Origin of the sequence: Aurantiacibacter flavus, assembly GCF_039710615.1 — a bacterium.
Lineage (GTDB): Bacteria > Pseudomonadota > Alphaproteobacteria > Sphingomonadales > Sphingomonadaceae > Alteraurantiacibacter > Alteraurantiacibacter flavus.
The window spans coordinates 584,809-603,633 of record NZ_JBDLBR010000002.1; the positions used below are offsets into that span (position 1 = coordinate 584,809).

Below are 18,825 nucleotides of genomic sequence, written 5' to 3' on the forward strand. Positions count from 1 at the left end.
CTCCCCGAGGGGAGGGGACTTAAAATCAGGCCTCTTCAGCCAGCTTCTTGGCCTTCTCGACCGCCTCGTCGATGCCGCCGACCATGTAGAAGGCTGCTTCGGGCAGGTGGTCGTATTCGCCTTCCACAACCGCCTTGAACGAGCGGATCGTGTCTTCGAGCTGCACGAACTTGCCGGGGATGTTGGTGAACACTTCGGCCACGTGGAACGGCTGCGAGAGGAAGCGCTGGATCTTGCGGGCACGGGCCACAGTCAGCTTATCTTCTTCGCTCAGCTCGTCCATGCCGAGAATGGCGATGATGTCCTGCAGGCTCTTGTACTTCTGCAGGATCTCCTGAACGCGGCGCGCGGTCTCGTAGTGCTCGGTGCCGACAACGCGCGGCTCGAGCACACGCGAGGTGGAGTCGAGCGGGTCGACCGCCGGGTAGATACCCAGCTCCGAAATCGCGCGGTTCAGCGTGGTGGTCGCGTCAAGGTGCGCGAACGAGGTGGCGGGCGCAGGGTCGGTCAAGTCGTCCGCGGGGACGTAAATGGCCTGCACCGAGGTGATCGAGCCCTTGGTGGTCGAGGTAATGCGTTCCTGCAGGTTGCCCATGTCGGTCGACAGGGTCGGCTGATAGCCCACCGCCGAAGGAATACGGCCGAGCAGCGCCGACACTTCCGAACCGGCTTGCGTGAAGCGGAAGATGTTGTCGACGAAGAACAGCACGTCCTGGCCTTCTTGGTCGCGGAAGTACTCGGCCATGGTCAGGCCCGAGAGCGCAACGCGGGCACGCGCGCCCGGCGGCTCGTTCATCTGGCCATAGACCAGCGCCACTTTCGAACCCTCGCTGGTGGCAACGCCGTTCTCGTCCTTGGCGATAACGCCGGCGTCGAGGAACTCGTGGTAGAGGTCGTTGCCCTCGCGAGTACGCTCACCCACACCGGCGAACACGGAAACGCCGCCGTGGCCCTTGGCGATGTTGTTGATCAGTTCCTGGATGAGCACGGTCTTGCCCACGCCGGCGCCGCCGAACAGGCCGATCTTGCCGCCCTTGGCGTAAGGCGCGAGCAGGTCGATGACCTTGATGCCGGTGACCAGAATGGCCGCTTCGGTCGACTGTTCGAGGAAGGGCGGGGCCTCGGCGTGGATCGGGGCGGTCATTTCCGCACCGATCGGGCCGAGTTCGTCGATCGGCGCGCCGACGACGTTCATGATGCGGCCGAGCGTCTTCGGGCCGACGGGGACCGAAATCTGCTTGCCGGTCGAGATCACTTCCTGACCGCGGGTCAGGCCGTCGGTGCCGTCCATCGCGATCGTGCGCACGGTGTTCTCGCCGAGGTGCTGGGCGACTTCGAGGACGAGCGTGGTGTCGCCGTTCTTGGTCTCCAGCGCGGAGAGGATTGAGGGCAGCTCGCCGGGGAAGGTCACGTCGACGACGGCGCCGATGACCTGGCTGATCGAGCCATTGGTGGTCTGATTGAGGACGGGTGCGGTAGCCATTGGTTTACCTCGGGTTCTTAGAGCGCTTCCGCGCCGGCAATGATTTCAACGAGTTCGGTGGTAATCGCAGCCTGGCGGCTGCGGTTGTACTGGACGGTCAGCTTGTCGATCAGCTCGCCCGCATTGCGGGTGGCGTTGTCCATCGCGGTCATCGAAGCGCCTTGCTCCGACGCTTCGCGTTCGAGCAGCGCGCCGAACAGCTGGGTCTTGATGTAGCGCGGCAGCAAGTCGGCGAGGATTTCCTCCTCGTTCGGCTCGTATTCGACCACGGCGCCGGTGTCGGTCACCTCTTCTGGTGCGGGGACGGGCACGATCTGCACGGTGGTGGGATCTTGCGCCAGCGCGCTCTTGAACACCGGGTAGATCAGCGAGGCGACGTCGAATTCGCCTTTCTCGAAGCGGCTGATGAGATCATCGGCAATCGCTTCGGCCTCGGTAAAGCCGATGTTGCGCACTTCGCTGGTGTCGAAGCCGTCGCCGATCTGGCTGGCATAGTCGCGCTTGAGCGGCGCGCGGCCCTTCTTGCCCACGAGGTAGAACGTGACCTGCTTGCCCGCTTGTTCGAGCGACCGGGCCTGCCGCTTGGCTTCCTTGACGATGTTGGCGTTCAGACCGCCGCACAGGCCCTTGTCGGTGTTGACCACGACGAGCAGATGCCGGTCGTCCTTACCGTTGCCCGCAAGCAGCAGCGGAGCATCGGCGCCGCTCACCTTGCTGGCGAGCGACCCCATCACACCGGCGAGACGCTCGGCATAGGGACGCGCGGCTTCGGCCGCAGCCTGAGCCTTGCGCAGCTTCGCCGCGGCGACCATCTGCTTCGCCTTGGTGATCTTCTGCGTCGACTTGACCGACTTGATGCGGTCTTTGAGTTCCTTGAGACTTGCCATGTTCTAGTCCCCTGATCCGTTCGCCCTGAGCTTGTCGAAGGGCTGCACTTACTTGGTCACGGTGCGCTTGAAGAAGAACGGTGCTTCGACAGGCTCAGCACGAGCGGAATGAGGGGTTAGCTCCTCTATCTCTTAGGCGAACTGCTTGGCGAAGGTGTCGAGACCGGCGACCACGGCATCCTTGTCCGCGCCTTCGAACTTGCCGCTCGAACGGATCGAGGCCAGCGTATCGGCGTGGTTCTGACGCATGAAGCTGAGCATCGCGGCTTCGTATTCGTTCACGCGGTTAACCGGGATCTTGTCGAGGTAGCCGTTGGTGCCGGCGAAGATCGACACGACCTGCTCTTCCACCGGCATCGGCGAGAACTGGGCCTGCTTCAGCAGCTCGGTCAGGCGCGCGCCGCGGTTGAGCAGCTTCTGCGTGGCCGGGTCGAGGTCCGAGCCGAACTGCGCGAAGGCCGCCATTTCGCGGTACTGCGCCAGCTCCAGCTTGATCGAGCCAGCGACCTTCTTCATCGCCTTGGTCTGCGCCGCACCGCCCACGCGCGACACAGATAGACCCACGTTAATGGCCGGACGGATGCCCTGATAGAACAGGTCGGTTTCAAGGAAGATCTGGCCGTCGGTGATCGAGATCACGTTGGTCGGAATGTAGGCCGACACGTCGCCAGCCTGCGTTTCGATGATTGGCAGCGCGGTGAGCGAGCCGCCACCGTTCTCGTCGTTCATCTTGGCCGCACGTTCGAGCAGGCGGCTGTGGAGATAGAACACGTCGCCCGGATAGGCTTCGCGGCCCGGCGGGCGGCGCAGCAGCAGCGACATCTGACGGTAGGCGACAGCCTGCTTCGACAGATCGTCATAAACGATCAGGCCATGCATGCCATTGTCGCGGAAGTATTCGCCCATCGTGGCGCCGGTGTAGGGCGCGAGGTACTGCAGCGGAGCGGGCTCCGAAGCGGTGGCGGCAACGACGATGGAATATTCCATCGCGCCGTTCTCTTCGAGCTGCTTCACGATCTGCGCCACGGTCGAGCGCTTCTGACCGATGGCGACATAGATGCAGTAGAGCTTCTTGCTCTCGTCGTCGCCGTTGTTCCAGCCCTTCTGGTTGATGAAGGTGTCAATGGCGACGGCGGACTTGCCGGTCTGGCGGTCGCCGATGATCAGCTCGCGCTGGCCACGGCCGACGGGGACGAGCGCGTCAATCGCCTTGAGGCCGGTCTGCACGGGTTCGTGCACCGACTTGCGCGGGATGATGCCGGGGGCCTTCTTCTCCACCCGCTCACGGGTAACGTCGGTGAGCGGGCCCTTGCCGTCGATCGGGTTGCCGAGCGCGTCGACCACGCGGCCAAGCAGGCCCTTGCCGACCGGAACGTCCACAATGGTGCCGGTGCGCTTGACGCTGTCGCCTTCCTTGATGTCGGCGTCCGAGCCGAAGATCACGACACCGACGTTGTCCGCTTCGAGGTTCAGGGCCATGCCCTGCGTGCCATTGGCGAAAGCGACCATTTCGCCTGCCTGCACATTGTCGAGCCCGTGGATGCGGGCGATGCCGTCACCAACCGACAGCACGGTGCCGACTTCGCTGACTTCGGCTTCGGTGCCGAAGTTGGCGATCTGGTCCTTGATGACCTTGGAGATTTCTGCGGCGCGGATTTCCATCATTGAGCCTTTCGGTAATCGGCGTTTCAGGCGCTCTTCATGGCCTGGGCAAGCGAGTTGAGACGGGTGCGGATCGAGCTATCGATGCGCTTGGAACCAATGGTGACGACAAGCCCGCCCAGAAGGTCGGGGTCGACGCGGGATTTCAGCTTCACCGTGCGGCCTTCGCGGGCGCGCAGGCGGCCTTCCAGCTCACCCAGCTGCGTATCGCTGAGGGGGTGGGCGGAGGCGACTTCGGCCTGCACTTCGCCGCGCTGGGCCGCCGCGATGGCGGCGAAGGCGCGGATCATGCCGGGCAGATCGGCCACGCGGCGATTGTTCGCCAGCACGCCGAGGAAGTTCTTGCTTAAGGCCGAAAGCTCAAGATGATCGGCAAGACCTGCCATCACATTGGCAATCTGCGACCGTTTGATCTCGGGATTGCGGATCAGTGCCCGCAGCTCGCCCGATTCGCGCAGTGCAGCATCGAGCTTGTCGACGTCGGATTCGACCGACGACACGGTGCCCGCGTCACTTGCGAGATCGAACAGGGCCGAGGCGTAACGCCCTGCCAGGCTGGCCTGAATACCGGCGGAAAGCTCCACGCGCGAAATATCCTTCAAACTGTCCGAGTAGACTGATGTGTGTTCCGCCGAAGAACAGGGCACTAGCAGCACCCTCCGGCAAACTCGGCGCGCGCCTAGCATCGGGTGGATTGGGATGCAAGGCCGGGGGGCAAGCCTTTGATGGGGAAAGTGTGTCCGCCGTCAGTCCGGGCCACTTTCGCTCAGGGTGCAGCGATAGACCAGCCGCTCGTTGGGTCGGTCGGGCAGGGCAGTCATCACCGCGCCCTGGTCGATCCCCAGTTTGCGCGCAGCCTGTTCACCGCCGCCGCATTGCGGGGCTTCGTATTGCTTGCGCAGTTCGCGTGCATTGCTCATGGCGTCACGGTCGAGCAGGTAGCGCTCGACCACATATTCGCTTGTCTCGGGATCGAACCGGTTGACGGACACCGCAGCCTCCGTCGATGGGACCAACACGCGGGTCCAGTCACCGGCGTTTAGACCATACTGGGTGCGCCCGTTGACGCAGCCTTGTGTGGACCAGTTGATTTCCAGATCCTGCTTGGGCGCGCTGGTCACACGGCTTCGCTGCTGATCGAGGACGCAGGAATAGGTCGCCTCTGACACGATCGCCCCGCTCGGTTGATTGCTGGGCTCTCCGGCGGGCAGTTCCGGGAACAGGGCAGCCGCAAGATCGCGCTCGATGTCGGCGAAGGTGGGGCGAGTGAGCCAGGCGATGGCTGCTCCCACCAACGCGACAACCGCCACGCTGCCGATAATCGCGCGCTGACGCATGTCGCCGCGCAGATGCATGAGGTAAGCTCCGCCGCCAGCGGCCAGCGCGATCACGAACAGAAGCAGGGCCAGTGCCATGCGGTTCGCGCGCGTATCGATGGTGCGATAGGTGAGATTGCGGCGCAATTCCTCCTCGCGCCTGGCCAGCTCGGCCTCGGCCTGTTCGGCGCGGCGCTGCTCGGCGGAGATCATCTGCTGGCGGCGCTCCTCGTCTTGCGCGTCCAGCTCGGCGAGCGAGCGGCACGCCAGCGCGTTGAGTTGGGGCTGGATATCGTTCGCACGCAGGAAAGGCAGCAGTTCGCGCGTGCTCACCGCGAAGAAAAACTCGGCCTCTGTCCCCTCGCTCTCGGCGCCGAACGAGTTGATCCCGATTACCCGTCCGCAATCGTCAACCAGCGGGCCACCCGAGTTGCCGCGCGCGATCGGCGCGGTGTGGAGCAGGGTGTCCATTTCGCGGCTCGGGCGGCGGCCCGAGAGGAACCCGGTGCTCATCACAGGAGGGGTGGCGCGGAACAGGTCGTTCTGATCGAGCCCCTGCGCGCGGTCGACGTTCATGGGGTAGCCGATGGCGGTGACGGCGCTTTGTCCGCTGACTGGATTGCCCGCGATGGTGAGCACGGGCAGGTTCATAGGCTTGGTGGTGGCGAGAATCGCCAAGTCGTTGCGCGGGCTCACCGAAATGGGCCGGGCATAGACCGCGTCGCCACCTTCGGGCGGGACGATCCCGATGGATAGGCGCTTGTCCTCGATGGCCGGGTTGATGACGTGGGCGTTGGTTATGATCCGCTCGTCCCCCACCACGAAGCCGGTGCCGTGGGCTATGGGGAAGATCTGATCGCCATCGCGCCCGATGATGACCACGCGCACCACACCGCGCGCGGCGGCGGCGATATCGGCCTCATCAGCTTGCGCCGGTGCCGTGACGATCATGGCGGCGAACAGAATGCTCAGCGTCAGGGCGAGCTTGCGGATTGAGTGCGCGATCATGGCCCCCTTTTGCCTGTCCTCGCTTTAAGCGCAAGATTCGGGAAGCATAGCTCACATTTCCGCCCTAGATAACGGACATGGACCTTTCGCTTGCCCAGATGGCTGAAGCCTTTGCGCGGCGCGACCGCACTTTCGACGGGCGTTTCGTGGTGGGCGTGACCTCGACGCGAATCTATTGCCGCCCCTCGTGCCCGGCGCGCAGGCCAAAGCCCGATAACTGCCGCTTCTTCAATACGGCCGCCGAAGCGGAAGGCGAGGGGTTTCGTCCCTGCAAGCGTTGCCGTCCCTGCGAAGTGGCGCGCGACGCGGCGGCGGTGGAACAGGCGCTGCTCCTGTTGCGAGCGCAGGCGCGGCCCGTGCCGTTGGCCGAGCTGGCCGAAGCCTGCGGCTATTCGCCGACGCATTTGCAGCGAGTATTCACACGCGCAACGGGGCTGTCACCGGCGGCCTTTGGCAGGGCGCTGCGGCAGGAGGCGGCGCGTGCCAGCCTGAGCGGCGAGGGCAAGGTTACAGAGGCGATTTACGCCGCTGGCTTCGAAGGGGCGAGCACCTTCTATGCTGCGATGGAGGGAACATTGGGCATGACACCAAGCGCTTGGGCGCGCGGCGGCGCGGGCGTGACGATTACCTGGGCGGTGGCCGCAACGAGCCTTGGCCCGATACTTGTGGCGGCGAGCGCGAAGGGCGTGTGCCGGATCTCATTCAACGAAGGAGAGGACGAGCTGCGCGCCCGTTTCCCGCGCGCCGAGCTGGTGAAGGGTGGGGCGGACTTTGCTGCCCTGTTGCAACAGGTGGTGGCAGCGATAGAGGAGCCGGGCACCGCGCCCGATATTCCGCTCGACGTGGCGGGCACCGCTTTCCAGCAGCGCGTGTGGGAGCAGCTGCGAGCAATCCCACCAGGCGAGACGCGCAGTTATGGCCAGATCGCCGCCGCGCTTGGCCAGCCGGGTGCCAGCCGAGCGGTGGGCAGCGCCAACGGTGCGAACCCGGTTGCCGTGCTGGTGCCGTGCCACCGGGTGGTGCAGGCCAGCGGCGCGCTGGGCGGCTATGCTTATGGCGAGGCGATCAAGCGCGAACTGCTGCGGCGCGAACGCAAGGGCTAGCGCTCTAGTAGTCGCTATTTACCGGTATCTTGAGAGCCGAGCGCAATCAGCGGAATGGTGATCGTGACCGTGGTGCCCTCGGTCCCGGTCTCGACGTCGATTGTGCCTTTGACCCGTCCGGTCAGATCGCGCACGATGCGCGCGCCAAGGTTGCCCGTGTTCGGCCAGTCGATACCATCAGGGATGCCGCTGCCGTTGTCGGCCACCTGGAGGCACGCGTGTTCGCCGCTCTCGTCGCACCATAGGCGTACGGAGACTTCGCCCGCCTCATCGTCGGCAAAGCCGTGTTGTAGCGCGTTCGTCAGCAGCTCGGAGACCAGCAGCCCCACTTGCGAGGCACTGTTGAGTGTGGCGCGCACCTCATCGGTCTCGAGGTTCATACGCACCTCGCGGTGACCGTCGATCATATTGAGCGCGCCGCACACGCGCCCCACATAGACACCGAGCGCGATCGAGCCTTCGCCCTGATCGCCCGAGCGGCTGAACTCCTCGTAGAGCATGTTCAGCGCTTCGACCCGGTTGGCGAGGACACCGAGCGCATCCTTGGTATCGGTCGTGCGGCGCGATTGGAGGCGAATAAGCGCGAGCAGCAGCGCGAGGTGATTTTTCACCCGGTGCTGCACCTCGCGCAATTGCTCATCGAGCCGGGCGGCTCGTTCGGCCAAGGCGCTGTCGGTAGGGTGCTCCGACTGGATGCCGAGGAAGTGGGTGACTGTCTCGCCATCGTGCATCGGCGAAATCAGCAGGCGATTGACGAAAGGTTCGCCATCTGCGCGATAGTTGAGGATATCGACGGTGATCTCGCGGCCTTCTTCCAGCGCATCGTGGATGAGCTGGCGATCGGCGGGGTTGGTGTCCGTGCCTTGCAGGAAGCGGCAGTTGCGTCCGATCACGAACTCCCGGCTGTAGCCGGTCACGCGTTCGAACGCACGATTGACATATACCAGCGGCATATCGGGCAATTGCGCATCGGCAATAACCAGCGAGAAGGGCAGCTCTTCCATCGTGTTGCGCGAGATGCCCTCGGGGATGGGCGGCGCATTGGTGTGGTCGAAACCTTTGGTGTTTTCGCCCAGCTGAGCGTCGTCCATGTCGTCAATTCCCGGTCGTCAGAGCAGCCTTGCTGGCTGTCTTAAAGGCACAATCGGCTGGCGACTAGATGGGTTTGCATCGGCGTGCATTAAACAAAGTTATAAGGATCGATATCTATTCCCACGCGCACGCCGGGCGGATGCTGCACCGCCGCAATCCACTGGCGGATGGTCTGTTGCAGCTGCGCGCTGCGCCGCGCGTTCACGAGCAGACGAAAGCGATAGCGGCCCCGCAGCAGAGCCATCGGTGCGGGCGCGGGGCCGTAAATTTGCAGGTCCGGAAGGCGTGGGCGCGTATCCCCGATACGGTTGGCGGCCATGCGCGCTTCGGCCTCGTCTTCCGAGGAAATGATGATGGCGGCCCAGCGCCCGAACGGCGGGGCATGGGCATGGCGGCGCGCCTCGGTTTCGGCTTCGTAGAACGCATCTCGGTCACCCGCTGCCAGGGCAGCGATGACAGGAGCGTCGGGATGGCGGGTCTGAATCAGCACCTCGCCGGGCTTGGCCCCGCGCCCGGCGCGCCCGGCAACCTGCGCGATCTGCTGATAGGTCCGCTCCGCCGCGCGCAGATCACCGCCCTCTAGGCCGAGGTCGGCGTCGATCACGCCGACCAGCGTCAACTCCGGAAAGTGGAAGCCCTTGGTGACTAGCTGGGTGCCAACGATCACGTCGATCGCGCCGTGTTCGGCCTCGGCCACGAACTGGGCGGCGCGTTCGGGTGAATTGAGCGTGTCCGAGGTGGCGACCGTCACCCGCGCATCGGGCAGGATCTGCGCGACCTCGTCCGCAATGCGTTCGACACCCGGGCCGCAGGGCACAAGGCTATCGGTCGCGCCGCATTCTGGGCAGGCTTTGGGCGGCGGCATTTCGTGGCCGCAATGGTGGCAGGCCAGCCGCGCAGAGAAGCGGTGCTCGACCATCCATGCGCTGCAATGGGGGCACTGCAACCGATGCCCGCAATCGCGGCAAAGCGTGAGCGGGGCATAGCCGCGCCGGTTGAGGAACAAGAGCGACTGCTCGCCCTTTTCGAGCCGATCGAACAGCGCGCGGCGCAGGGGCGGGGCGATCCACTCGCCGCGCTCGGGCGGTTCCTCGGTGAGGTCGATCAGCTGGATTGCGGGCATCTGCGCCCCGCCGAAGCGGCTCGGCAGCACCAGCCGCTCGTAAACCCCGCTGTCGGCCATGGCGAGGCTTTCGAGCGCGGGCGTGGCGCTGGCCAGCACCACCGGAATACGCTCGAACCGGGCGCGCATCACGGCGACGTCGCGGGCGTTGTAGCGCACGCCATCGTCCTGCTTGAAGCTGATCTCGTGCGCCTCGTCGACTACGATCAGGCCGAGATTGGCATAGGGCAGGAACAGGGCCGAGCGCGCGCCGACCACCACCTGCGCGGTGCCAGCCGCAATGGCGCGCCAGGCGCGGCGGCGCTCGGTCGCCTTGAGCGAGCTGTGCCACTGCACCGGCGCAGCGCCGAAGCGGTTCTCGAACCGGCGTAGGAAGGCCTCGGTCAGCGCGATTTCGGGCAGCAGTACCAGCACCTGCTGGCCGTGCTCGAGCGCGCTGGCGATGGCCTCGCAATAGGTCTCGGTTTTGCCCGAGCCGGTCACGCCGTCGAGCAGGAAGGGGGAGAAGCCGCCGCTCGCCGTCGCCTCGACCAGCCGCGCGGCGACCTCGGCCTGCTGCGGGCTGAGTTCGGGCACCGCATAGTCGGCGCGGGCCTGCGGGTAGGGGCGGTCGCAATCGACCTCGACCGGCTCCAGCGCGCCCTGATTGACGAGCCCGCGCAGCACCGCCTCGCTCACGCCAGCCATTTCGGCCAGTTCGCGCAGTGAGGCCTGTTCGCCCTCCAGCGCGGCCAGCGCCAGTTCGCGCTTGGCGGTCATGCGTTCGGGCATTCCGCCGGTGAGCCGGTATTCGGTCATGGTCGCCGCACCGCGCAGCGCCGCCGAGCTGGCGATCACCATCCGCGCCACCGACGCCATCGGAGCGCAATAGTAATCCGCGCACCATTCGATCAGCCGCCGCAGTTCCGCGCGGATCGGCGGCACGTCGCAGACGCCGAGCAGTGGCCGAAGCCGCGAATCGTCGATCCGCTCGGCCGGGAGGCGCTCTTCCTCCCACACGATTCCCAGCACCTGCCGCGGCCCCAGCGGCGCCACCACCACGGCGCCAGCGTTCACGTCCAGGCCATCGGGCACCCGATAGTCGAGCGGACCCAATGCGGCGTTCATCATCAGCAGGCGGACACGTCTTGCAGGCACGCAGGCAATATGGGAGCAGCCGCATAAGGCGGGCAAGGGCGAGGAGTGCGACTATGACCGATAATGTTCCTTCCACAGGTGGCCCGGGGCTTGGCAGAAGGTTGTTTCTGGGCGGTGCCGTGGGTGGCGCGGTACTGATGCTGCCGGGCTGCGCGAGCATGGGCGGCGGCTTCAGCCTCGAAGACGCGGTACGACGGTTGCTCTACCTTTCCTCCGAGAGGGCCTTTGCGAAGATGGCCGCCGAGGGCGGCTATTGGGACAATGCGGTGGACACGATCGGGCTTGAGAACCTCCTCGGTACGCGCGGCAATGTGCTGGCCTCGATCCTCACCTCCAACATCTTCAAGCAGCGGCTGAACGACAGCTTCGCCGATCTCGCTATCGATGCGGCCGACCGCGCTGCGCCGCTTGTTACCGACGCGGTGCGAACCATCGGTATCGCCAATGCGTTGGCGCTGGTGCGCGGCGGGCCGAGCGCGGCGACGAGCTACCTGCGCGGAGAGATGGGCAATGCGCTGATCGAGGCCATGGTGCCCGAGCTGGGCGAGGCCATGCGAATCGCGCAAGATCCGCTGGTGGGCGAATTGCTCACCGGGCTGACCGGGATCGATGTTGCGGGAGTGTCGCGCAATTTCTCCACCCGCATCAACGATGCGATCTGGAGCGAGATCGGCGGCGAGGAAAGCGCAATCCGTGCCAATCCGCGCGCGACCAACGACCCGCTGCTGATCGGCGTGTTCGGCGTGGGTGCGCAGATCTGACCGGCCTGCCGGTCAGGGCTTCCACGACAGCGTCAGAATGGCGACGTGGTTGAGCGTGTCGTTGCGCGTATCTCGCGGCGTGTAAATCGCGCGATAGGCCGTGCTCAGCGAAAACTCGTCGCTAAGGCGCTTTTGCAAACCGACTTCACCGCGCCACTGATCGCTCCTTTCCGTGTTCGCGCGATTCCGATTTTGCAGCGTGAAAAGTGCCTCGGCCGTGACTGAAGCCTTGATGTCTTCGGCAATCGGCTGCGAGAACTGCACATTCTGCCGCAGCCGCAGCTCGACCCGGTCGGCGCCTTCGAAAAACCGCTGCTCGAACCGCGTGCGCGCCGATATCGGCCCCGATGAATAGACCATCTGCTGGTGCGGCCGGATCTCATATCGGCCGCCCGATTCGATGTATGCACCGCCTGCGCCCAGTTTCAGACCATCGGCCGCTTGCGTTTCAAAGGTGGTCCGCAGTTGCAGAATGTCCGACCCCTCGCGCCAGCGCGGCGAAATTTCGGTGGTGTTGGTCACATTCTCGGCAATCGAAAAGCTGCCTTTGAGGTAAATGTAGAACTGCACATCCTCATCGGCCGCCACAGCAGCCGAGCTACAGATTGCAGCAGCAGCCAGGGGGACGAGCCGAAGCAGAGCAGCAGAGCGTTTCATGACAAAAAGACCTCTCGTTCGACAGGATACAAGTGCACCATTTGTGCAACCGTTCCTGTTTGTGTCCGAACTATGACAATGGCGCCCTTTAGTCGAACAGGCGCATGGGTCAAGGCGCGCGGGCGGTCTTTCCAGTGCGGCGGGCTTGGCACTTAAGCCGCGCTGCTCATATAGGCAGAAGCAATGGCTGACGAATCCCCTCTCGATCGCTTTAAGCTCGCGCTGACCGGCACCGCCCGCGCAATTGCGCGCGACCCGGAAACCGAGGTCAACTGGACCACTGACGCTCCCTTCGCGGCCGGCAAGACCATGCGCGTGCCCTCGCCGGGGCGTGAGGTCTCGCCAGCGCAAGCACGCGAGGCGCGCGGCTTTGCCGACAGTTTCTCGCTCAAGATGCGGCACCACAATGCCCGTTTGCACAAGGCGCATATGCCCGAGGATATCGAGGCGCGCGCCTGCTATGACGCGATCGAGCGCGCCCGCTACGAGGCTATCGGTGAGCGCGACTTCGCCGGAATGCGCGCGAACCTCGCCGCCATGACCGAGCAGCGCCTGTCAAGCGACGCCATCACGCGCGCCGCAGAAGCAGGTGAGGTGCCGATGCAGACCGCGCTTGCCCTGATGCTGCGCGAACAATTGACCGGGCAGCCCATTCCGGCCGCCGCGCGCGAGGGCGTGGACCTGGTGCGCGAACATATCGAAAGCCGCATCGGCGACGACTTCGAGCGGCTCACCGATGCGTTGGAAGATCAGGAGGCGTTCCAGACGCTGGCACTCGACATGCTGCGCCATCTCGACATGGTCCCGGTCGAGCAGGAGCCCGACGACGGCGGCGAGGAGGAGGAAAACCCCGACGAATCCGGTGACCAGCAGGACGAGACCGACGAGCAGGACGGCGCTGACCCGTCCGACCAGCCCGAGGTCGCCGCCGAAGGGGCTGAGGGCGAGGAAGGCGAGGGCGACGGCGAGGAGCAGGAGTCCGGCGAACAGGAGATGGGCGAGGGCGATCCCGGCGACGACGGCGAGGAGATGATGGTCCCCCAGCGCCGCAACGCGCCGTGGCAAGACCTGCCGGAGGGCTTCGACTACAAGGCCTTTACCACCTCGTTCGACGAAGTGGTCGAGGCGACCGAGCTGTGCGACTTCGACGAACTTGATCGGCTGCGCGCCTATCTCGACAGCCAGCTGGCGGGGCTTGCGGGCGTGGTGACGCGGCTCGCCAACCGGCTTCAGCGCCGCCTGATGGCGCAGCAGAACCGCAGCTGGGATTTCGATCAGGAAGAAGGCCTGCTCGACGCCGCGCGGCTGGCGCGCGTGGTAATCTCGCCGGGCCATTCGCTTAGCTACAAGGTCGAGCAGGAGCAGGAGTTCAAGGACACGGTCGTCACTCTGCTGATCGACAATTCCGGCTCGATGCGGGGCCGCCCGATCTCGATCGCCGCGATCAGCGCCGACATCATGGCGCGCACGCTGGAACGGTGCGGGGTGAAGGTCGAAATCCTCGGCTTCACCACTCGCGCATGGAAGGGCGGACAGAGCCGCGAGAAGTGGCTGGCCGATGGCAAGACGCCCAATCCGGGCCGCCTCAACGATCTGCGTCACATCATCTACAAGAAGGCCGACGAACCGATGCGCCGCGCGCGCCGCTCGCTGGGGCTGATGATGCGCGAGGGGCTGCTTAAGGAAAACATCGACGGCGAGGCGCTGCTGTGGGCACACGAGCGCTTGCTCGCCCGCCCCGAAGATCGCCGCATCCTGATGGTGATTTCCGACGGCGCGCCGGTCGATGATTCGACGCTGAGCGTGAACAGCGCGGGCTATCTCGAGCAGCACCTGCGCAAGGTGATCGACTGGATCGAGAAAAGCTCGCCTGTTCAGCTGGCCGCCATCGGTATCGGCCACGATGTTACGCGCTATTATAAGAAGTCGGTCACGATCATGGATGTGGAGCAGCTCGGCGGCACCATCATCGAGCAGCTGGCCGACCTGTTCGAGGTCGACTAGCGACCCGTTTCGCGAAAGGCACCCCCTCGATGCGTAAGCTTGTTCTGTTCATTCTCCTGGTGGCGCTAGCCTTTGGCGGCTGGTTCTATCTCTCGCCCTGGCTGGCGATGAAGGACCTTGCCGAGGCCGCCGAAGCGCGCAACACCGCCGAACTGGAAGCGTCCATCGACTTTCCTGCCCTGCGCGAGAACACCAGGGCGCAGCTCGATGCTTCGATCGCCCCTACTGGCGATGGCTTGATCGACGGTATCGGCGGGGCGATCCTCGGCACGGTCGGCGATGCGGCGGTCGATGCGCTGATCACGCCGGAGGGCATGGTGACGATCATCACCACCGGCGCGGTTGCGACCACGCTGCTCCCGCCCGCCCTGCGCAACCGGGAACTGAGCTGGAGTGTCGAGCGCGAAGACCTGTCGCATTTTCGCGGCGTAAGCACCTATGACGATGGCAGCGCTGGCCCGGTGCTGATGTTCGAACGGCGCGGGCTGGGCTGGCAGGTGGTTGCCATGGAGGTATCGCAATAGGCTGTCTGGCGATGGGCTCAGAGCGATAGAGCCCCGCCGCACGAAAGCAGCGGGGCTAAGGCGAGAAACTGGCTATTTTGCAGTCAGCTCTCAGGGTCGCATCGGTTCAACGCCTGATTGCGCGAAAAGGCTCCCAACCAAAGTGAAGAAATCTGACGGGCGGCCCTCGGCAAGCCGGCCATTGATTACTCGCCCCGCTTCGCGCATCAGGCGCGGCATATGACGCAGATGGTCCTGTTCAATTCGCTGACCCGGCAACTTGAGCCGTTTTCTCCCGTCCATGAGGGCGAGGCGCGGGTCTATACCTGCGGCCCGACCGTCTATAACTACCCGCACATCGGCAATATGCGCGCTTATGTGTTCGCCGATGTGCTGGGCCGGACGCTGAGCGCGCGCGGGCTGAAGCTCACCCATGTCATCAACATCACCGATGTGGGCCACCTCACCGACGATGCCGATGCGGGCGAGGACAAGATGGAGAAGATGGCGGCGCAGCGGGCGCAGTCGATCTGGGACATCGCCAAGCACTATACCGAGGCCTATTGGGCCGATGTGAAGGCGCTGAATATCCGCGCGCCCGCGCACTGGTCGGTGGCGACCGACTATATCGACGACATGCTCGCCTTCGCGAAGAGCATAGCCGCCGAGCATTGTTATGAGCTGGATAGCGGGCTCTATTTCGACGTTTCGACCGTGGCGGACTATGGTCGCCTTGCCCGCGCCGTGACCGAAGAGGGCGAGGGCCGGATCGAGGCGGTGGAAGGCAAGCGCAACGCCGCCGACTTCGCGATCTGGCGCAAGACCCCTCCCGGCGAGACCCGGCAGATGGAGTGGGATTCTCCCTGGGGCCGGGGCGCTCCGGGCTGGCATCTCGAATGCTCGGTGATGAGCGGAAAGCTGCTCGGCTTCCCGTTCGACATTCACACCGGCGGCATCGACCATCGCGAGATTCACCACCCCAACGAGATCGCGCAGAATCAGGCCTTCTGCGGTTGCGGCTCGCTGGCCGAGCCCGCCAACAGCGGCGCGCGGGTGTGGATGCATAACAACTTCCTCGTCGAGCGCAGCGGCAAGATGAGCAAGTCTTCGGGCGAGTTCCTGCGGCTGCAACTGCTGATCGACAAAGGCTACCACCCGCTCGCCTACCGCATGATGTGCCTGCAAGCGCACTACCGCAGCGAGCTGGAATTCTCGTGGGAGGGTCTGGAGGCCGCGCTCACCCGTCTGAAGCGGATGCTGATCGCGATCGACGTGCTGAAGGCCAAGCTCGATGCGCTGCCCGAGACGCCTGAAGGCGGCTGGACCTTTGCCGACGCGCGTGGAGAAGTGGGCGGGGCGTTCCTGCCCTTACTCGGCCGGTTTGAAAGCGCGGTGGAGGACGATCTCAATACGCCGCAGGCGCTGACCGTGCTCGAAGAGGTGCTGGGGCAGAAGAAGCTCGATCCGATGCACAAGGCGCAGGTGATCTCGGCGATGGATGCGGTCCTGGGGCTTGGCTTGCTAAGCCTCACCAGGGCAGACCTGCGCATCAGGCCGAAGCTGGCTACGATCACCGCCGCCGATATCGATGAACTGCTCGCCCGCCGCAAAGCAGCGCGCGCGGAGAAGGACTTTGCCACATCCGATGCGCTGCGCGACGAGCTCGCTGCGAAGGGCGTGGAGGTGATGGACGGAGATCCGCTGGGGTGGGAATGGAAGCTCTGAAGCGCCACTCGCAGTGACGATAAGAGAGGATAGAGAATGACAATCGCAGTTCTTCCGGGCGTTTACCGCGAGATGATCGAGCCGCATCTGCCGGACTGGATCGAGGCGCGCTTCTGGGAGGATGGCGAGGAGCTGAAGGCGCTCTCACCCGAAGCCGAGATCGGCTGGTTCGACATGTTCGATAAGACCGATGCGCTGGTGGCGCTGGAGCGGGCGGAGAAGCTCCAATGGCTCAACAGCCAGTTTGCCGGCGTGGACTGGATGCCGCTCGACATGCTCGCACAGCGCGGGGTGCGGCTCACCAATGGATCTGGCCTCAACGCCAATGCCGTAGCCGAATTCGCGGTGATGTCGATGCTCGCCGAGGCGCGCGGCTATGGCGACCTGATCCGCGCGCATGACCGCAAGGAATGGGCAAAGTGGCCCAGCTCGATGCGCGAGCTGAAGGGCAGTCGGGCGCTCATCATGGGCTATGGCGAGATCGGAAGCACCATCGGACGCATTCTCGAAGGGTTGCAAGTCGAGGTTACGCCGATGCGGCGCAGCGCACGCGATGGCGCGCTGGGCCCGGACCAGTGGCGCGCGCGATTAGGCGATTTCGACTGGGTGATCCTCGCCATGCCCGGCACGCCCGAGACTGCCGGGATGATCGGCTCGGCGGAACTCGCGGCGATGAAGCCCGAGGCGGTGCTGGTGAACTTTGCCCGCGCGGATATTATCGACCAGCGTTCACTGGCCGATGCGCTCCATGCCGGGCGCCTGGGCGGAGCGATCCTCGACCTCACCGACCCGGAGCCGATTGCTCCAGACCATTACCTGTGGGACTGCCCGAACATCCGCATCACCATGCATATGGCGGGCCTGCCCACACCGCAGATGCGCGAGGAGACCGCACGGCGCTTTCTGGCCAATTGTGAGGCCTGGAACGATGGCGCGCCGCTCGAGGCCGAGGTCGATCTCGCCCTCGGATACTAGCGGGCGGCGCTGCCACGTTGCCTGTGGAGCTGCGAGGAGTCCTAGCTCTCCTCCAACAACAGCAGTTCGCAGGTGACGCTCAGCACTGCCGGATCGAGGCAATGGTCGACCTCAATCACGGCAGCATCGGCGACCAGCTGCCCGGGTATGGCGAATTCGTGCTCGGGCAGAAGGGCGATGAAGTTCTCACCCGCTTCGATGGCTTCTGTACCGCGGAATTCCAGCGTGACACGATGGCGCGTCCCGGCAAAGGTGATGCTGGCCCAACTCGCCTCGTGGTGATGAGTCAGGCGCGACTTGTGTCGGGCAAGGTCTGCCAGCGCTGCGAGCAGCCTGCCCGAAGTGCCGGTACGGTGCTTGCGGGCAGGGCGTTGGGAGACGGCGGCATCATGCATGGCAAAAGGCTCCGAGCGAGGCTGGCTTATAGTTGTTCATGAAATGTTCCACACGTCCTGCGGTTTCGACCCGAGGACGGCGCCCATTGCGCAGATCAAGCACGAAGCGTGGGTCTTGCGCTGCCAGGCGGCCGAAGGTGGTGGGCGCCATGCGATTGAGGCGCAGGAAGATCTCTATCTCGCGAATGAGCACAGCCTGTTTCCCCTTAAAGTTCTTGTTTTGTTCTAACGTTGATCCGAATGCGATTCGGTGCCCGCCACGATAGAAAAAAATTGGCGCTTGTCTAGGAAAAATACTTCGTCTAGGAAAAATTACGCAAGGCCCGTAGGAAAATGATAATGGACCCTAGAACCCGCTTATCCGAGGCCGCCCGCCATAGGGGGTCGAGCCTGGCCGCGCTCTCGCGGATGATCGGGCGCAACCCGACCTATCTCCAGCAATATATCACAAAGGGTTCGCCGCGAAAGCTCGAAGAGGAGGATCGGCGCAAGCTTGCGCAGTTCCTTGGGCTGGACGAATCAGAGCTGGGCGGGCCGTCTGAGGTCGTGCCTGCGACGGGCAGCGACTGGGTCGAGGTCTCGCGGCTGAATATCGATGCTTCGGCAGGTCCCGGCGCGATGCATCATGTCGAGGAGGCGTTCGACTCCTTCCGCTTCAGCCGCCGCTGGCTGGCCGAGCAGGGGCTCGAAGGTGCGAAACTTTCCGCCATTCGTGTGGTTGGCGATTCGATGGAGCCGCTGCTGCGCGAGGGCGACGAGGTGCTGGTTGATTTGCGCGAGCAGCCGTTCCGTGATGGCGTTTATGTCGTCCGGCTCGATGATACGCTGCTGGTCAAGCGGCTGGCGAGCCAGGGCGGTGGGCGCTTCTCGTTATTGTCGCAGAATCTCGCCTATCCGCCGATTTCGGCCAATGCCGAGGATTTTGCGATTATCGGCCGCGTAGTGTGGAAGGGCGGGCGCGTTTAGCGCAGGCCTTGCCTATGGGCCGCCGAGG

At 64.6% G+C, this 18,825-nt stretch carries 17 protein-coding genes; 8 read left to right on the forward strand and 9 right to left on the reverse strand.

Features of this window, described 5'->3' with window-relative positions:
- Positions 1-25 precede the first annotated feature (25 nt).
- The 5 genes from atpD to ABDJ38_RS07485 form a co-directional block, all read right to left on the reverse strand.
- Positions 26-1,483: a F0F1 ATP synthase subunit beta gene (gene atpD / locus ABDJ38_RS07465; protein WP_346784458.1), complete on the reverse strand. Its 1,458-nt coding sequence runs from the start codon at positions 1,481-1,483 to the stop codon at positions 26-28.
- 17 nt (positions 1,484-1,500) lie between these two features.
- Positions 1,501-2,370, reverse strand: a complete 870-nt coding sequence (locus ABDJ38_RS07470) for a F0F1 ATP synthase subunit gamma (protein WP_346784459.1) — start codon at positions 2,368-2,370, stop codon at positions 1,501-1,503.
- 132 nt (positions 2,371-2,502) lie between these two features.
- On the reverse strand, positions 2,503-4,032 hold the full coding sequence (gene atpA / locus ABDJ38_RS07475) for a F0F1 ATP synthase subunit alpha (protein ID WP_346784460.1): 1,530 nt from the start codon (positions 4,030-4,032) through the stop codon (positions 2,503-2,505).
- Between the two features lie 26 nt (positions 4,033-4,058).
- Entirely contained in the window at positions 4,059-4,616 is a 558-nt protein-coding gene (locus ABDJ38_RS07480; protein ID WP_346784461.1) for a F0F1 ATP synthase subunit delta, read from the reverse strand.
- A gap of 162 nt (positions 4,617-4,778) precedes the next feature.
- Complete coding sequence (locus ABDJ38_RS07485; RefSeq protein WP_346784462.1) at positions 4,779-6,356, reverse strand: S1 family peptidase; 1,578 nt, start codon at positions 6,354-6,356, stop codon at positions 4,779-4,781.
- A 77-nt stretch (positions 6,357-6,433) separates the two neighbouring features.
- On the opposite strand from ABDJ38_RS07485, the gene ABDJ38_RS07490 reads away from it, so the two are divergent.
- Complete coding sequence (locus tag ABDJ38_RS07490; RefSeq protein WP_346784463.1) at positions 6,434-7,459, forward strand: bifunctional transcriptional activator/DNA repair enzyme AdaA; 1,026 nt, start codon at positions 6,434-6,436, stop codon at positions 7,457-7,459.
- Between the two features lie 14 nt (positions 7,460-7,473).
- Here ABDJ38_RS07490 and ABDJ38_RS07495 read toward each other — a convergent pair whose 3' ends face one another.
- Together ABDJ38_RS07495 and ABDJ38_RS07500 are read right to left on the reverse strand one after the other, a co-directional pair.
- Complete coding sequence (locus tag ABDJ38_RS07495; protein ID WP_346784464.1) at positions 7,474-8,550, reverse strand: PAS domain-containing protein; 1,077 nt, start codon at positions 8,548-8,550, stop codon at positions 7,474-7,476.
- 89 nt (positions 8,551-8,639) lie between these two features.
- Positions 8,640-10,811, reverse strand: a complete 2,172-nt coding sequence (locus tag ABDJ38_RS07500; protein ID WP_346784465.1) for a primosomal protein N' — start codon at positions 10,809-10,811, stop codon at positions 8,640-8,642.
- A gap of 53 nt (positions 10,812-10,864) precedes the next feature.
- On the opposite strand from ABDJ38_RS07500, the gene ABDJ38_RS07505 reads away from it, so the two are divergent.
- Positions 10,865-11,572, forward strand: coding sequence for a DUF4197 domain-containing protein (locus tag ABDJ38_RS07505; RefSeq protein WP_346784466.1), 708 nt, complete (start codon positions 10,865-10,867; stop codon positions 11,570-11,572).
- A gap of 12 nt (positions 11,573-11,584) precedes the next feature.
- Here the strand turns inward: ABDJ38_RS07505 and ABDJ38_RS07510 are convergent, their stop codons facing one another.
- Positions 11,585-12,229: a DUF2490 domain-containing protein gene (locus ABDJ38_RS07510; protein WP_346784467.1), complete on the reverse strand. Its 645-nt coding sequence runs from the start codon at positions 12,227-12,229 to the stop codon at positions 11,585-11,587.
- Positions 12,230-12,412: 183 nt separating this feature from the next.
- Between ABDJ38_RS07510 and cobT the strand changes: the two genes are divergently transcribed.
- From cobT to ABDJ38_RS07530, 4 genes are all read left to right on the forward strand, one after another.
- Positions 12,413-14,233: a cobaltochelatase subunit CobT gene (gene cobT / locus ABDJ38_RS07515; protein ID WP_346784468.1), complete on the forward strand. Its 1,821-nt coding sequence runs from the start codon at positions 12,413-12,415 to the stop codon at positions 14,231-14,233.
- A gap of 29 nt (positions 14,234-14,262) precedes the next feature.
- Positions 14,263-14,757 (forward strand): DUF2939 domain-containing protein, encoded by a 495-nt coding sequence (locus ABDJ38_RS07520; RefSeq protein ID WP_346784469.1) that lies wholly within the window; start codon positions 14,263-14,265, stop codon positions 14,755-14,757.
- Between the two features lie 219 nt (positions 14,758-14,976).
- Positions 14,977-16,461 carry a cysteine--tRNA ligase gene (gene cysS / locus ABDJ38_RS07525; RefSeq protein WP_346784470.1) on the forward strand — a complete coding sequence of 495 codons (1,485 nt, stop codon included), beginning with the start codon at positions 14,977-14,979 and terminating at the stop codon, positions 16,459-16,461.
- 36 nt (positions 16,462-16,497) lie between these two features.
- A complete protein-coding gene (locus ABDJ38_RS07530) occupies positions 16,498-17,436 on the forward strand; it encodes a D-2-hydroxyacid dehydrogenase (RefSeq protein ID WP_346784471.1) in 939 nt (312 codons plus the stop codon).
- Positions 17,437-17,477: 41 nt separating this feature from the next.
- Here ABDJ38_RS07530 and ABDJ38_RS07535 read toward each other — a convergent pair whose 3' ends face one another.
- Positions 17,478-17,831, reverse strand: a complete 354-nt coding sequence (locus ABDJ38_RS07535) for a hypothetical protein (RefSeq protein ID WP_346784472.1) — start codon at positions 17,829-17,831, stop codon at positions 17,478-17,480.
- Between ABDJ38_RS07535 and ABDJ38_RS07540 the strand changes: the two genes are divergently transcribed.
- The gene (locus ABDJ38_RS07540; RefSeq protein WP_346784473.1) at positions 17,830-18,060 is read left to right on the forward strand and encodes a hypothetical protein; all 231 of its coding nucleotides are present in this window, start codon (positions 17,830-17,832) and stop codon (positions 18,058-18,060) included. The two genes, ABDJ38_RS07535 and ABDJ38_RS07540, sit on opposite strands and share 2 nt — an antisense overlap.
- 110 nt (positions 18,061-18,170) lie before the next feature.
- Complete coding sequence (locus ABDJ38_RS07545) at positions 18,171-18,797, forward strand: LexA family transcriptional regulator (protein ID WP_346784474.1); 627 nt, start codon at positions 18,171-18,173, stop codon at positions 18,795-18,797.
- Positions 18,798-18,825 lie beyond the last annotated feature (28 nt).